Source organism: Agrobacterium sp. SORGH_AS_0440 (assembly GCF_031453135.1).
Taxonomy (GTDB): Bacteria; Pseudomonadota; Alphaproteobacteria; order Rhizobiales; family Rhizobiaceae; genus Agrobacterium; species Agrobacterium pusense.
Genome location: NZ_JAVIYR010000001.1, coordinates 1978219 through 1993046 on the forward strand (window position 1 = coordinate 1978219; position 14828 = coordinate 1993046).

At 59.8% G+C, this 14828-nt stretch carries 12 protein-coding genes and 1 pseudogene; 3 read left to right on the forward strand and 10 right to left on the reverse strand.

The window, feature by feature from the left end; genetic code table 11:
* Positions 1–37: 37 nt before the first annotated feature.
* On the reverse strand, positions 38–2329 hold the full coding sequence (locus QE453_RS09030) for an FdhF/YdeP family oxidoreductase (RefSeq protein WP_309776853.1): 2292 nt from the start codon (positions 2327–2329) through the stop codon (positions 38–40).
* A 412-nt stretch (positions 2330–2741) separates the two neighbouring features.
* Here QE453_RS09030 and QE453_RS09035 point away from each other — a divergent pair, with 412 nt between their 5' ends.
* The 3 genes from QE453_RS09035 (at position 2742) to QE453_RS09045 (ending at position 4856) form a co-directional block, all read left to right on the forward strand.
* Positions 2742–3260: a Dps family protein gene (locus QE453_RS09035; RefSeq protein WP_309776855.1), complete on the forward strand. Its 519-nt coding sequence runs from the start codon at positions 2742–2744 to the stop codon at positions 3258–3260.
* Positions 3261–3275: 15 nt separating this feature from the next.
* Complete coding sequence (locus QE453_RS09040; protein ID WP_309776856.1) at positions 3276–4256, forward strand: alpha/beta hydrolase; 981 nt, start codon at positions 3276–3278, stop codon at positions 4254–4256.
* 393 nt (positions 4257–4649) lie between these two features.
* Positions 4650–4856: a hypothetical protein gene (locus tag QE453_RS09045; RefSeq protein ID WP_022563949.1), complete on the forward strand. Its 207-nt coding sequence runs from the start codon at positions 4650–4652 to the stop codon at positions 4854–4856.
* Positions 4857–4973: 117 nt separating this feature from the next.
* On the opposite strand, the gene QE453_RS09050 is transcribed toward QE453_RS09045, so the two are convergent.
* The 9 genes and pseudogenes from QE453_RS09050 to QE453_RS09090 all read right to left on the reverse strand — a co-directional run bounded on the left by QE453_RS09050 (position 4974) and on the right by QE453_RS09090 (position 14719).
* Positions 4974–6296 carry an epoxide hydrolase gene (locus QE453_RS09050; RefSeq protein ID WP_309776859.1) on the reverse strand — a complete coding sequence of 441 codons (1323 nt, stop codon included), beginning with the start codon at positions 6294–6296 and terminating at the stop codon, positions 4974–4976.
* A gap of 180 nt (positions 6297–6476) precedes the next feature.
* On the reverse strand, positions 6477–7895 hold the full coding sequence (locus QE453_RS09055; protein ID WP_309776860.1) for an aldehyde dehydrogenase family protein: 1419 nt from the start codon (positions 7893–7895) through the stop codon (positions 6477–6479).
* A gap of 153 nt (positions 7896–8048) precedes the next feature.
* Positions 8049–8207: a hypothetical protein gene (locus QE453_RS09060; protein ID WP_309776861.1), complete on the reverse strand. Its 159-nt coding sequence runs from the start codon at positions 8205–8207 to the stop codon at positions 8049–8051.
* Positions 8185–8601, reverse strand: a complete 417-nt coding sequence (locus QE453_RS09065) for an organic hydroperoxide resistance protein (protein ID WP_035210526.1) — start codon at positions 8599–8601, stop codon at positions 8185–8187. Before QE453_RS09065 ends, QE453_RS09060 begins: the two co-directional genes overlap by 23 nt.
* Before the next feature lie 116 nt (positions 8602–8717).
* The gene (locus QE453_RS09070) at positions 8718–10061 is read right to left on the reverse strand and encodes a HAMP domain-containing sensor histidine kinase (RefSeq protein WP_309776862.1); all 1344 of its coding nucleotides are present in this window, start codon (positions 10059–10061) and stop codon (positions 8718–8720) included.
* Positions 10058–10798, reverse strand: coding sequence for a response regulator (locus QE453_RS09075; RefSeq protein WP_309776864.1), 741 nt, complete (start codon positions 10796–10798; stop codon positions 10058–10060). The genes QE453_RS09070 and QE453_RS09075 overlap by 4 nt, the downstream gene beginning before the upstream one ends.
* A gap of 94 nt (positions 10799–10892) precedes the next feature.
* Positions 10893–11940: pseudogene (locus tag QE453_RS09080) on the reverse strand (alpha/beta fold hydrolase).
* 204 nt (positions 11941–12144) lie between these two features.
* The gene (locus QE453_RS09085; protein WP_309776866.1) at positions 12145–12903 is read right to left on the reverse strand and encodes an alpha/beta hydrolase; all 759 of its coding nucleotides are present in this window, start codon (positions 12901–12903) and stop codon (positions 12145–12147) included.
* A 37-nt stretch (positions 12904–12940) separates the two neighbouring features.
* A complete protein-coding gene (locus tag QE453_RS09090; protein ID WP_309776868.1) occupies positions 12941–14719 on the reverse strand; it encodes a cytochrome c biogenesis protein DipZ in 1779 nt (592 codons plus the stop codon).
* Positions 14720–14828: the final 109 nt, after the last annotated feature.

Consider the following 14828-nt stretch of genomic DNA (forward strand, 5'->3'; position numbering starts at 1 on the left):
CCCATGGCCTTTGCAATGCGCACCGGCCCTTCGCTCGTCAGACAGCTGCACTCACCGTAATCGGTACGCCTTTATAGGAAGGCGTTCCCGAAAGGCGATCATAGCGGCCTAGCGCGACCACCGCATTCATCTCGGGATAATAACCCGCTGCCGAGCCCTTCGGGATATCGTACTCAACAGCCGTGAAACCCTGAACGAGGTGGCGCCCCTCACTGTCTTTGGCGATACCGTGAATATCGATGCGGTCGCCATCCTTCAGGCCCCGTTCGGCGAGGTCCTGCCGATTCATGAAGATGACGTCCCTGCGGCCGAAGACGCCGCGATAACGGTCATCCATGCCGTAGATCGTTGTGTTGTACTGGTCGTGGCTGCGGATGGTCGTCAGTACGAGGGCGTCCGGATTGGAGATCAGCGGATCTTCCTCGATCCCGGTGGCGACAAGGAAATTGGCCTTGCCGCTCTCCGTGTTCCAGCGGCGGAAGGAGGCTGCGACATCAAGGCGGAAGCCGCCCTTCACGCGGACCCGGCTATTGAAATCCCTGAAGTCAGGGAAGACCTCTTCGATCTTGTCGCGGATGCGATCGTAATCGGCAATCAGCCAGTCCCAGTCAATGCCGTGACGGTTTCCGATGGTTGCCTTGGCGATGCCGGCGATGATGGCGGGCTCCGACCGCACAAGTTCGCCTGGCGGTTTGAGGAAACCGCGTGAGGCATGCACCATCGACATGGAATCCTCGACGGTCACCGCCTGCGGGCCGGAGGCCTGTGTATCCAGATCGGTTCGCCCGAAACAGGGCAAAATCAGCGATGTCCGTGCCGTCAGAAGATGCGAGCGATTGAGCTTCGTTGCAATGTGGACAGCGAGATCGAGTTTGCGCATACCTTCGAAGGTCGCGGCGGTATCCGACATAGCGACGGCGAGGTTTCCGCCAAGGCAGATGAGCGCCCGGGATTTTCCGGCGATGATTGCCTCGACGGCTTCTATGGCATTGTGGCCTTTTTCGGCGGAGGGGCGAAAACCGAAGGCGCGTTCCATGCCATCCAGCAGCGCCTTGTTCGGGATTTCGGTGATGCCGACAGTGCGATCACCCTGAACATTCGAATGGCCGCGAATGGGCGCTATCCCCGCACCCTGGCGGCCCAAATTGCCACGCAGCAGCAGTAGATTGGCAATCTGCTGGACATTGCTCGTACCCTTGGCGTGCTGCGTTATACCCATGCCGTAACAGATAATGACATTGGAGGCGTTGACGTAAACCCGGGCAGCGCTCTCTAGCGCCTCCCTCGTCAGCCCGCTGACCGAGCAGATCGTATCCCATGAGGTGGCGTCGATATCGCTGCGCAGCACGTCGAGGCCTGAGGTATGTTGCTCGATGAAGGCCCGGTCCAGTGCGCCGGCTCCGCCCGCATCGAGGCTTTCCGCATCCATTTGAAACACCGCCTTCATGATGCCCTTCAGGGCGGCGAGATCGCCGCCGGTGCGCAACTGATGATAGGCGGAGGCGATCGGAGTGGAAGAGAGCGTCGCCATTTCGATCGGGTCCTGCGGCGCGGCGAAACGCTCCAGAGCCCGTTCCTTCAACGGATTAAAAACGACGATCGGCACACCGCGTTTTGCGGCATTGTGCAGCGTCGTCATCATGCGGGGATGATTGGTGCCCGGATTATGGCCGAAGCTGAAGATCGCATCCGCATGATCGAAGTCCTCCAGCGTCACTGTGCCTTTGCCGACGCCGATGGATTTCGGAAGGCCGACGCTGGTTGCCTCATGGCACATGTTGGAACAATCGGGAAAATTATTCGTCCCGAAGGCGCGCACGAAAAGCTGATAGAGAAAAGCAGCCTCGTTGGACGCCCGGCCTGACGTGTAAAACTCCGCCATGTCTGGGTCACCAAGCTTGTTGAGCTCCTGCGCGATCAGGCGGAACGCATCGTCCCAGGCGATCGGCTCATAGCGATCACTCTCGGCATTGTAATGCAGGGGAAGCGTCAGCCTTCCGGCATCCTCGAGCTTGTGGTCGGTCCACTGCCACAATTCGGAGACCGTGTGCTGTGCGAAAAATTCAGGTCCGGATCGTTTGGCGGTCGATTCCCATGTGATCGCCTTGGCGCCGTTTTCGCAAAATTCGAACGATGAGGTGTGTTTGGGATCAGGCCAGGCGCAGCCGGGACAGTCGAAGCCTTCGGGTTGATTTGCCTTGAGCAGCGTCATGGTGCCCTGGGCGACGATCTGCTGGTGGGCGAGGGTTTTCGCGACGGCTTTCAACGCATCCCAGCCGCCGGCGGGATGATCATATTTTTCGATACCTTCCGGGCGTTGTTCTGTCATGTAGGAAGTCCTTCGATTTTGCAGCCTGGCGATTGTCGTGGGCAACGACGGTAGCCCACGTACGCAAGCTTAAACATCATACTCATGCATAGGTTGCCTGCTCACCAGAGGGCGAAACGAAAAGGCCGCCTCCTGCGGCGGGGGCGGCCTTTTGCGGATCGGGAGGGAGATCCGCGGCTCCGGGGAGGGGACGCCGGAGCTTCTGGCTTCTGTGAGCCAATCGCCGAGGGGCGGGGCGACGGGCAAACGTTATCCCGGGCCGGCGCTAGCCGAAACTACACTTAGGTATCGGGTAGACTGTACCAGCAGCCGATTTCTCCTCACCCGTTCTTCTCCCTATTCTCGAGGCCGATCAGACAGCCGCAACAGGGACGCTCAACAACGGGCGGTCAATTGCCAAAGGAGAACGATCATGGACACGATAACAGCTTCCAGAAACCGCAAGCTTCCACTTGCAACCCCGACCGATCTCGGAGCGGAGGCAAGCCGCGACATTGCCGCGGCGTTGACCGCCCTGCTGGCGGATGTCTTTACGCTCTACGTCAAGACCAAGAACTTCCACTGGCATGTTTCCGGTCCGCATTTCCGCGACTATCACACGCTGCTGGACGAACAGGGCGCCCAGATCTTTGCCATGACCGACGACATCGCCGAAAGGGCGCGCAAGATCGGCGGTACCACCATCCGCTCGATCGGACATATCGCTCGCCTCCAGCGCCTCCTCGATAATGACGCCGACTTCGTCACGCCTGAGGATATGCTTGCCGAACTGCGCGAGGATAACAAACAGCTGGCCGCCATCCTTCGGCAAACGCACAGCCTTACCTCCGACCTCAACGACCACGCGACCACCAGTCTGATCGAGAACTGGATCGACGAGACCGAGCGGCGCACATGGTTTCTGTTTGAAACCACGCGCCGTGCGCGCTGAACGCAGGACAAGGAAATGGCCGGCAATCTCATCGAGCTCGCGCTTTCCAGACGGCACCTGCTGCTGGCGGGCGCGGCACTTTCCACGGCGATGGCCATGCCATCGACAGCTTTTTCAAACTCCACCCCATCTCCCACCGAAGGAGCATTTCCAATGACGGAATCATTCGTAAAGACCAAGGACGGCGTCAATATCTATTTCAAGGACTGGGGCCCGAAGGATGCCCAACCGATCGTCTTCCATCATGGCTGGCCATTGTCATCCGACGACTGGGACGCGCAGATGCTGTTCTTCGTAGAGAACGGTTATCGCGTCGTGGCGCATGACCGCCGCGGCCACGGCCGGTCGGAGCAGGTGAGCGATGGGCACGACATGGATCATTACGCCGCCGATGCCTTTGCCGTCGTAGAACATCTCGATCTCAGAAATGCGGTTCATATCGGGCACTCAACAGGCGGTGGCGAAGTCGCCCGTTATGTCGCAAAATTCGGCGAGCCGCACGGCCGTGTCGCCAAGGCCGTGCTCGTCTCCGCTGTTCCGCCGCTGATGCTGAAGACGCCGTCTAATCCCGGCGGCCTGCCGATCGAAGTCTTCGACAGTTTCCGCAAGGGCGTCGCCGATAATCGCGCCCAATTCTTCCTAGATGTCCCGACCGGCCCCTTCTACGGTTTCAATCGTCCGGACGCGAAGGTCTATCCCGGTGTTATCCAGAACTGGTGGCGTCAGGGCATGATGGGTAGCGCCAAGGCCCATTACGATGGCGTGAAGGCTTTCTCGGAAACCGATCAGACGGAAGACCTGAAGGCAATCTCGGTGCCCACGCTCGTCCTTCACGGCGATGACGATCAGGTCGTGCCGATTGCGGCCTCCGCCGAATTGTCGGTCAGGCTTCTGAAGAACGGGACGCTGAAGGTGTATAAAGGTTACCCGCATGGTATGCTCACCACCCATGCAGACGTTATCAATCCCGATCTGCTGGCTTTTGTGAAAGGCTGATCGCGTAAGGCGCCGCTGCCAGCGAAAGCGGGCGGCGGCCGGTTTCCACGGAGAAGGAGATTTCGATGCCGTTCAGACCAGCTGATGAAACTCCTGTCCTTCGTGACGGGATCGCGAGCCTGCCGGAGATGGAGGATATCCAGCTTGAGCTTCCGCTCTCGTGCAGAACAGGGCGGGATATTGAGGGCGACGCCGGGCTGAAGCAGTCGAGGTCAAGTCACAGCACCAAAGTGCCAGCCGCGTGCTTCGATCGCCACCGTTGACAGTCGCTTATTGTATCGCAAACCGGTGAAACTACATCCGGGTACCATTCCCGGCTTTTGACGAAAAACTCCAGACACAAGACTTGCCCATCGATTGGCACAACGTCGCTATCAAGTATGGAGAACCGTGATGTCCAATGAAGTCGTATCGCTCCTGGCGATCCGCAAGGTTTTAAATGAGTTTTGCGAAGATAATCGTCTTCCGATCGGCTGCGCCATGGCCGTCGATGCCGCAAGATACCTGATTGGAATTGCCTCAACCGATGAGGTCGAACGTTTAACCCTGCGACTGTCGCTGGATCAGTGGATGAAGGAACGGATTGCTGCTGCCGCCTGAAATGGCTCGGCTTGGTATAAAGCCGCCCCAAATCGGGGGCGGCTTCTTTGCGTTATAGAAAGACCAGACGCAATACGTAGTGAAGCGCGGGCTGATCCCGCGCTTGTCTGACGGGATTCAGCGCAGTTTTCGGAAAGCTTCCCGCAGCTCACGGGAGAAAATATCGGGCTGCTCCCAGGCTGCAAAATGCCCGCCGTGATCCACCTGATGATAATAGGCGAGTGACGGATAGGCCTGCCTGCTCCAGCTCTCGGGCGCCTGGTAGATCTCCTTGGGAAACACCGTGATACCGACGGGGATCTTAATGTCGCGGGTCTTCTGGGCGTCCGCGCTGAAGTTGTTGTTGTTGTTTTCCCAATAGAAGCGTGCGCCAGAGGCGCCGCTGTTGGTCAACCAGTATAAGGTGATATCGTTGAGCATCTCGTCCCTTGAAAGAACACTTTCGGGTTCACCATTGCTGTCGCTCCACTGCGCGAACTTCTCATAGATGAACGATGCGAGACCAATGGGAGAGTCCGAGAGAGAATATCCGATCGTCTGCGGTCGCGTGACCATCATCGCGCCGTAAGCAGCGTTTCTGCCGAAAAACGTCTGCAGAGCGTTGTAGGCATCTCGTTCGGGAGGCGAGAGATCTGCCGGCGCAGCGTCACCGCTGCTGATACCCCTCATCAGCGTTCCGGGAACTGTGGCCGGCATATTGAGGTGGATGCCAAGCAGACCCTTCGGAGCTTGGCGTGCGAGAGCATCGGAAATGACCGAGCCATGGTCGCCACCTTGGGAGACATAACGTGTGTAGCCCAAACGCTTCACAAGAACGTCCCAAGCGCGTGCAACACGATCCGGTCCCCAGCCGAGATCTGTTGGATGACCTGAAAAACCATAACCGGGTATCGAGGGAATGATCACATCGAATGCGTCTTCGGCTTTGCCCCCATAAGCGGTCGGATCCGTCAGCGGGCCGATAACCTTCGTGAACTCGAAGATTGAACCCGGCCAGCCATGGGTAAGGATGACAGGCAGGGCATTGGGGTGGCGTGAGCGCACATGAATAAAGTGGATGTCTACACCGTCGATACTGGTGATAAACTGAGGCAATGCGTTGAGCTCGTTCTCGGCGTTTCGCCAGTCATAGGCGCTGCCCCAGTATCGAACGAGGTCCTGAACCCGCGAGAGCTGGATGCCCTGGGAGATATCCCCCACGGTCTCCCTGTCCGGCCAGCGTGCATTTTTGATTCTCGCCTTGAGGTCGTCAATCTGTGATTGGTCGATATGCACTTGGAACGGGTGAATGCTATCGTCTTCCCGGGCTGTCTGTGATTGGGATGGTTTGGCAGTTTCCGCTGCCAGGGCGGGGAAAAAGGCCATCAGTACGGCTATGGCAGACCCAAGCACCATCGCTGTGCCGCGCGCGGTTTCCGCCGGATGAAGTATGTAGGTCATATTTCTCTCCATATGATAAGTTTTTGCAATTATTCGCACCCGAGACTGGTAGATGTTGCTCGTGTCCCGGCTGCTAGGTTCGACCTGGTGTTGCGTCACCGAACGTCGGCTTTCAGACGGCTGACGCTGCGGCGTGCAGCAGACCGGAGCGCGCCGGTATCGGCTTGGCAAAAATTGGTGTCACGGAGTGAGAATGGCGCGCGGTTCGAGCATGCCATCGAGGCCGAAGGCACCGATTTCCCTGCCAATGCCAGACTGTTTGAAACCGCCAAAGGGCGCGCGGGGATCATGAGGAGCGCCGTTGATGACGATGCGGCCTGCCACCAACCTTTCGGCAATTTTTTCGGCACGCCTGAGGTCGGATCCGAGCACATATGCCTGAAGTCCATAATCGCTGTCATTAGCGATCTCGATGGCCTCGTCTTCGTTGTCATAGGCAATAAGGCAGAGGACCGGGCCGAAGATCTCTTCGCGGGCGATACGCATGTCGTTCCTGACCCCGGCAAAGATTGTCGGACGGGCGAACCAGCCCTTTTCCATTCCAGCCGGCCGCCCGGTGCCGCCCGTCAGCAGGGTCGCCCCTTCGTCGATGCCGAGTCGGATATAGGCCTGAATCCTCTCCCACTGCGCAGCGCTCGCGAGAGGTCCTATCCGAACCTCCGGATCGCGGGGGTTGCCGACCTTGAATTTCCCAGTCTCCATCCGGAGCTTCTCCGAAATCTCTGTAAGGCGGGACCGAGGGGCGATGATGCGGGTGCCCGCGACGCAGGCCTGACCGCTGTTTGCAAAACCTGACATCAGGGCAACAGGGATCGCCGTTTCGAGGTTGGCGTCCGGAAGGATGATTGTGGGCGCCTTTCCTCCGAGCTCAAGAACCAACCTTTTCATGCCGTCGATCGCGGAGCGCTGAATTATTTTTGCGGCCTGAGTGGAGCCGGTGAAACTGATGGTCGCAACGTCGGGATCCTGCGTCAGCGCCGCACCGACCACGGGCCCCGTGCCGTTAATGACATTGAAGACCCCCGCCGGAAGGCCGGCCCGGTGCAGCCTCCTCAGGAATAAATCCGTCTGAAATGCGCTCTGTTCTGCCGGTTTGATGACGAGGGACGAACCGGAGCCGATCGCGTGGGCAAGCTTGGTGGCGATAAATCCGAAATTGCTATTCCAGGGTGTGATGGCGGCAAGAACGCCGCGGGGCAGCATCCTGACCGTGCTTTTGCCCACAACACGGTCAAAGTCGTAGTTCCTGACGGTCTCGGCCATCACATCAAAAACTGAAGCGGCGTTCTGAACAGAGAACGCCGTAAAATAAGCGGGTGCGCCGTATTCTTCGGTCATGGCTTGCGCAAGCTCATCCGGCCTCTCGGCGACCACATCGCGCAAGCTGCGCAGTATATCGATACGCTGCATCTTGGTTGAGGCCGCCATGGCCGGAAAAGCGCGTTTTGCAGCTGCCACCGCCGCCCTTGCATCATGGGTGTTGCCGAGACGGACCTCGCCGATTTTTTCTTCGGTTGCCGGATTGAAAAGGTCCAGCCGCTCATCGCCGACCGGGATGACAAATTCACCGTCGACGTAGATCTGTTCTATTGTTCGCATTGATCTGGCCTCATTGAAGGTCGGAAGTTCGGTTCGATGGTCGCAGCGTAACGCGGCGAACTGCCCCCAAAGGAACTTCCGTGAGTGGATTGGAGGGGCGCGCGGAGGTGAAAGCGTGAAGCGGCTGCGACATGCGCCGAGCCGCTCCCAGGGTCACATCGCTGAAAGCGCGCCCAGAAGTCCCGCAAGCGGCGAAGGCTCGTCTGAACTTGCGTCATAGACACAGGGCACCGCGAATATTGCCGAGAGCACGAGGGCGATGACGAGCCAACGCGGGCGGAAAAGCGGTTTATGCGAGCTTGAGTGTGACATCGATGTTTCCCCTCGTTGCCTTGGAGTACGGGCAGATCTGGTGCGCATCCTCGACGATCGCCTGCGCGGCGGCACGATCGATGCCCGGCAGGCTGACAGACAGGCGGGCCTGCAGGAAGAACTCGCCACCCGTCGTGCCGAGGTCGACCTCAGCATCGACGGCGGTGTCAGCCGGAAGGCGAAGCTGGCGCCTGCCCGCTGCCTTTGTCATCGCGCCGATGAAGCATGCCGACCAGCCTGCCGCAAAAAGCTGTTCGGGATTGGTTCCCGGCTTGCCGCTGCCCGGAGGCGAGAGTTTGAGGGAAAGCGCGCCGTCGTCGCTTTGCGCCGATCCGTCACGGCCGCCGGTCGTGCGGGTCTTGCCCGTATAAAGAACAGTCTCGATTCTGGTCATGGGAGGCTCCTTTGATTGCCGCTGCCGCGGCGTTTTGCGATAGGAGCTTTGTGAGGGATCAGCGTATCGGCCATGTTTCCGGAAAACGCGAAACTGTATCGAAACGTATCGGCGCGTTACGAGGTGCTCGGCCTGCCTTCGTGTGAGGGAAAAGAAACCTCGGCCGCCAGCCCGCCACCCTGCCTGTTATAGAGGCGTACCGCGCCGCCGATCGTTCCGGCAAGCTGCTGCGCAATCGCAAGCCCGAGGCCCGTTCCGCCCGTGTCGCGATTTCTCGATGTCTCGATCCGGAAGAATGGCTGCATGGCGTTGTGCAGCATCTCGTCGGGAATGCCCGGTCCTTTGTCGAGCACCGTGATGACAACGGCCCCTGCAGCACGCCGATCGACTTTTATTTCGGCGCTGCCAGCAAATTTGAGGGCGTTATCTATGAAATTCGTGAGTATCCGTCGCAATGCGTGCGGTTTTGTCGACGCCGTGCCGCGCACAATGCCTGAAACCGTGACGGCCTTTCCGGTATCCTGATAGTCGTAGGCGATGCTGTCGATGAAGGATGCCAGATCGATGCGAGAGGACTTCTCGCCGTTGCCGTGGGCGCTGCGCGCATAAGCGATCCCGTCCTGCACCAGACGTTCGATTTCACGCAGGTCACTGACCAGCTTTTCCTTTTCCGGCGTATCATCAGCCATATCGGCCCGCAGCCGCATCCGAGTGATGGGCGTCTGCAGGTCGTGTGAAATCGCCGCGAGGATTTGCACGCGTTCCTCAAGATATTGTGCGACGCGATCGCGCATGGCGTTGAATGCACGAGCCGCGTGGGCAACTTCGCTCGGGCCGCTCTCACTCATCGGCAACCCCTTTTCCCCCGGATCGAGCGCTTCCGCCGCGGCTGCCAGCGCGCTGAGGGGTCTGGTCGTCTGCCGCACGGCAAACCAAGTGCAGAGGAGGAGAAGCGCCATTTGTGCGGCGAAGACGTAGGGCAGCCATTCGGCGATGGGCATGACACCCCGTGGTGTTACGTCGATTGTCAGGGGCGAGCCGTCCGACAGCGTCAGATGAGCCTGAAGCCTTTTGCCGTCGCCGGGAATGGATTCCACCCTGACCGGAAACCGGTGCCCGGCGGCCTCTTCGATCCTCTGCGCGATTTCTGCCCCGCGCCCGGACATGTCGACGACGCCGGGAAGGCCCGGACCGAGGATGAGCTGGTAGTTGCTGCGGCCGAGGCGGTTCACCCATCCCGCCCGCTCTTCCGCTGGCAGGCGGTCTATGATGGCGATGGATACCGCAAGGTCCTGCTCCAGTGTCCCGAGCATGACTGCCTTGGCAGACATATACCGTTCGGCAAAGAGGATGCTGAACGACAACCCGTAGGCAATGGCAAGCCCGGCAAGCAGGATGAGAAATAATCTGGACCGCAACGAGCGTGGCCACCAGCCGGCAAGCAGGTGCCGGCCTTTCATGCCCTTGGCTCCGAAATCTCCACCGGAACGGAAAAGACATAACCTTCCGCACGCACCGTCTTGATGTAGGTGGGTTCCCGCGCATCATCTCCCAGCCGCTGACGCACGCGGCTTACGAGAAGATCGATCGATCTGTCGAAGATTTCGGCATCGCGCCCCTGTGTCAGGTTCAGCAACTGGTCGCGGTTGAGGACGCGCTGGGGGTGATCGATGAACACCCTGAGAAGCCGGTATTCAGCGCCGCTCAGTGCCACGGTCGTACCCTCCCTGTCCAGCAGGTGGCGGCCCACCGTGTCAAGACGCCAGTCGCCAAAGGTCAGGAGCTGCCCCGCTTCGCTGATTTGCAGATTGGGCGGCAACATCCGGGTGCGGCGCAGGATCGCCTTGATCCGTGCGAGAAGCTCCCGGGCGGCGAAGGGCTTCGAAAGATAGTCGTCGGCGCCCATTTCGAGCCCGATGATCCGGTCCATCTCGTCATCGCGGGCTGTCAGCATCAGAACCGGCGTGGCCTTGTGCTTTCCGGCCCGCAACTCACGGCAGAGAACCAGGCCGTCATCACCCGGCATCATCAAGTCGAGCACGATCAGATCGACGGTATTGCCGTCCAAAAAACTCCTCATCTGCCGTCCGTCGGCAGCCACCGTTGTTCGCAAGCCGTTCTTCTTCAGGTAGCTGGAAACCAGTTCCCGGATTTCCCTGTCGTCGTCCACGACGAGAATGTGATCGATATGTTCCATTGGATGCCTTTATCGTCCGGACGTTTCAGTGGCCCGCTACTGCATTGCCCGCTGCCAACAGCAGTAAGACAATGGTTCGCGGGCTTCGGCAAGCCTAAAGCTTTGCGACGTCGAGAACGGCCCTGGCGAATGCCTCGGGCGCTTCCTGCGGCAGGTTGTGCCCTATGCCGCCGCTGATATTGCGATGCTGGTACTTGCCCGAAAACCTTGATGCGTAAGTGGAGGGGTCCGGATGCGGCGCGCCATTGGCGTCACCTTCCAGCGTGATCGTCGGGATCGTGATGACGGGAAGTTTCGCAAGCCGGCGCTCGTAGTCGTCATATTTGGCTTCGCCTTCGGCAAGTGCCAGCCGCCAGCGGTAATTATGGATGGTGATCGCCACGTGGTCGGGATTGTCAAACGCGGAGGCGGAACGATTGAAGGTTTCGTCGGTGAATTTCCAGGTCGGGGAGGCCGTTTGCCAGATCAGGCGAACGAAGTCGCGGGTATTCGCGGCGTAACCCGCACGGCCGCGTTCCGTCGCGAAGTAGAACTGATACCACCAGGAAAGTTCCGCCCTGGGCGGAAGTGGCTTTTTGTTGATTTCCTGACTGCCGATCAGATAGCCGCTGACCGACACGAGGCCGGTGCAGCGCTCGGGCCAGAGTGCCGCCATGATATCGGCCGTGCGTGCGCCCCAGTCATAGCCCGCCACGACGGCCTGTCTCACGCCAAGGGCATCGAGAAAGGCGATCATGTCGACCGCGAGTGCTGCCTGCTGCCCATTGCGTGCCGTTTCATCAGAAAGAAAACGTGTGGTGCCGTATCCGCGCAGATAGGGAATAAGCACGCGATATCCTGCCGAAGCGAGGATGGGCGCAACGTCAACATAGCTGTAGATGTCATAAGGCCATCCGTGCAGCAGCAGAGCGACCGGGCCGTCCGCGGGCCCGGCTTCGGCGTAACCGACATCGAGTACACCCGCTTTGACCTGCTTCAGGGGCCCAAAGGACGTTTTTTTCGCCTGTTGATGCTGACGGGGTAGCTGAAGGCGCCTCGCCTTTGGCCTGGGCCAGGCCCGCCGCGCCGAACTCTACGGCGGCAACAGTCATTGCGGCAATGCCGAAGAACCGGCGGCGCTGGAAATTGATCTCGGAATTCATTGTCGTCTCTCCTGTCCTTTTTGGATGACAGGCAGTTAACGCTGTACGTGTATCCCCGATGTGTCCCGGGCGAACCTGATGTGAATGGTTTTGTAGCAGCGAGCCTTCTATATACAGACTGATACATTCAGCTTGCCCTCTGAATGCAGATCAGCCGCTCCCGATGTCAGGAGCGGCTGTGGTGGCGTTCCACCAGATCCGTGTTTATTTCGCGGACCGCCGGGCAGCCTCTGTGATGACGTCTGCGACCTCTTCGGGCTTGGATGCGAAGACTGCGTGGCTCCCGGCGATCTCGGTCACCGCGCTGCCGGCACGCTTTGCCATGTCACGCTCGAGATCGGGGTTGATCGACCTGTCCTGCGTCGCGATGATCGACCAGCTTTTCTTTGTTTTCCAGGCTGGTTCGCCCGCCTTGGCTGCGAAGGCTACCTTGGCGGCGAAGACCTGGCTTTTGGCCATGAAGGCAGCCTCGACGCTGGGCAGGTCGGCGGCGAAATCCTGCGCAAAGACCGCCGGATCCAGATAGAGGAAGGCGCCATCCTTCGTCTGCTTTATGCCGCTTCCGGCGGGTGGTTTTGCTGTGGCGAGGTCAAGAAGGCTCTCTCCCTTTTCCGGCTGGAAGGCGGCGACATACACCAGCCCCGCAACATCGGGTCGATTGCCCGCTTCCGAAATCACCATGCCGCTGTAGCTGTGTCCGACCAGCAGGCTAGGGCCCTGCTGAAGATCGAGCACGCGGTTTGTTGCTGCCACATCATCAGCAAGCGAGGTGATGGGTTCCTGGACGATGGTGACGTTGAAACCACGGCTTGCGAGAATGTCCGTTGCTTTGCGCCAGGCAGAACCATCTGCAAGCGCCCCGTGGACGATGACGATATTCTTTACCTCCGCCGCCTGTGCGGCAAACGCAATCAGCGCGGTTGCAAAGGCGAGCGCGAATCTTGGCATGAGACGATGATGCATCGTGTTATTCCTTTCATGTGGCCGGATAAAAAACGGGTCACCCGAAGGTGAAGGCGTAGGCCTGCACACCGGGGTCGAGGAAGCGGATGGTGAAGGTTTTTGCTGTCACGGTGCCGGACTGGCGAACAAGCTGGTAAAGGCGGGTTGATGTGACGACGCCATTGCCATTGGCATCCGTATCGGCGCCATGATCAGGACCCGGCGGATGGCCATCCACGGTCACCTGGAAACGGACCGGCTTTCCGGAATCAACCGGACCCAGCACGAGATGCAGGTCACGGGCGCTGAAGCGGTAGGTGATACCGCCATTGGCCGCATCAAGGGTGGCCGCTTCCGCGCCGACCGTCCATTCGCCGGAGAGCCCCCATTCATTGAGGGCTGGCGTCGTGACGGAATAGTCTCGGGGCGCGTCTGCACGCATTGTCTCGTTCAATGCAAAGCCTCGCGCCTGACGGTAGCCTACATAGGTTTCGCCGGAGAGCATGTGGCTCATGTCCGCGCCGGCTTCAGCCCCCTTTGTCTCGGGCGTCACAGTCTCAGCGGGGGATGCGCCGGTGCTGCCCGCCTCGCGCAGCAGATCCTGTATCGCCTCTTCGGTCTGCCTGTAGTCTCCCTCACCAAAGTGGTGGTAACGGATCTGGCCTTTGGCATCGATCAGGTAATGCGCTGGCCAGTAGCTGTTATCGAAGGCGCGCCAGATCCTGTAATCATTGTCGATTGCTACCGGATACTCGATCTTGAAGCCGGCGACGGCCTGTCTGACATTGTCGATCTTCTTTTCGAAGGCAAATTCGGGCGCGTGCACGCCAATGACGACGAGACCCTGATCCCTGTACTTCTCCGCCCAGGCACGCACATAAGGAAGGGTGCGGATGCAGTTGATGCAGGAATAGGTCCAGAAGTCGATGAGCACGACCTTTCCGCGCAAGTCTTGACGGGTGAGCGGCGGGGAGTTCAGCCATTCGACAGCTCCATCGAGGGACGGCGCGGTGCCTTCAACCGGCAGTGCCGGGCGCATGGCGGCAGCGTCACGGTCCGGCGCTGTGGCTGCGGTTTTCTCCGCTACTTCGACCTTCCGTTCGGGCCCACTGGCGGCGTCAAGACGATCAAGAACGTGTTGTTCGAACGATGTCGTGCTGGCATAGGAAATCTGCGATAGAAAACCGGTGTCCAGTCCAAGTGCGATGGCGGCAACGCCTGCCAGCACCGCTGCTCCGGTTGCCTGGCGAACACGCTCGCTGAAACCGAGGGAACGCTTCATCGCCGCAAACACCCTGCCTCCAATGAGGACGGCGACGGCAAGCGATGTCGCAGCACCGGCGGCATAGGCGGAAAGAAGCAGGCTGGTTTCCAGATTGGCACCCTTCAGGGCCGCACCGGTCAGCACGATCCCGAGGATCGGGCCGGCGCAGGGCGCCCACAGGAGCCCGGTGGCGATGCCGAGCAGCAGGGAGCCAGTGACCGTCGGTGCGGCATCGGGCTTGCCGGCGGCATTGGCAAGCCGGTTGCCGAATTCAACGACCGGACGGGACAGGAAAGAGGCGAGCGTCGGTGACATCAGCCCAATTCCGAAAAGGGAGAGCATTGAAAGGGCGGCGAGCCGGCCATATTCGTTGGCGTTGACAGCCCAGCTGCCGCCGATGGCAGCGAGCGTCGCAACGGCGGCAAAGGTGATCGCCATTCCGGCGAGCAGCGGCAGCGTGCTGCGCAGGAACGGTTGGCCGGCCCGCGCGAAGACGAAGGGAAGAATAGGCAGGATGCAGGGGCTGAGAATTGTCAGCACACCCCCGAGATAGGCAACGACCAGAAGCGTCATTATCTTTTCCTTTCGGCTGGGATTAGGGGCACCGGGCGGCGAAGGTGAGCCGGTAATGGCGCCAACTTCCCGGCGTCGCGTATCTCTGATGTGTCGGTGTGTAGTTGAT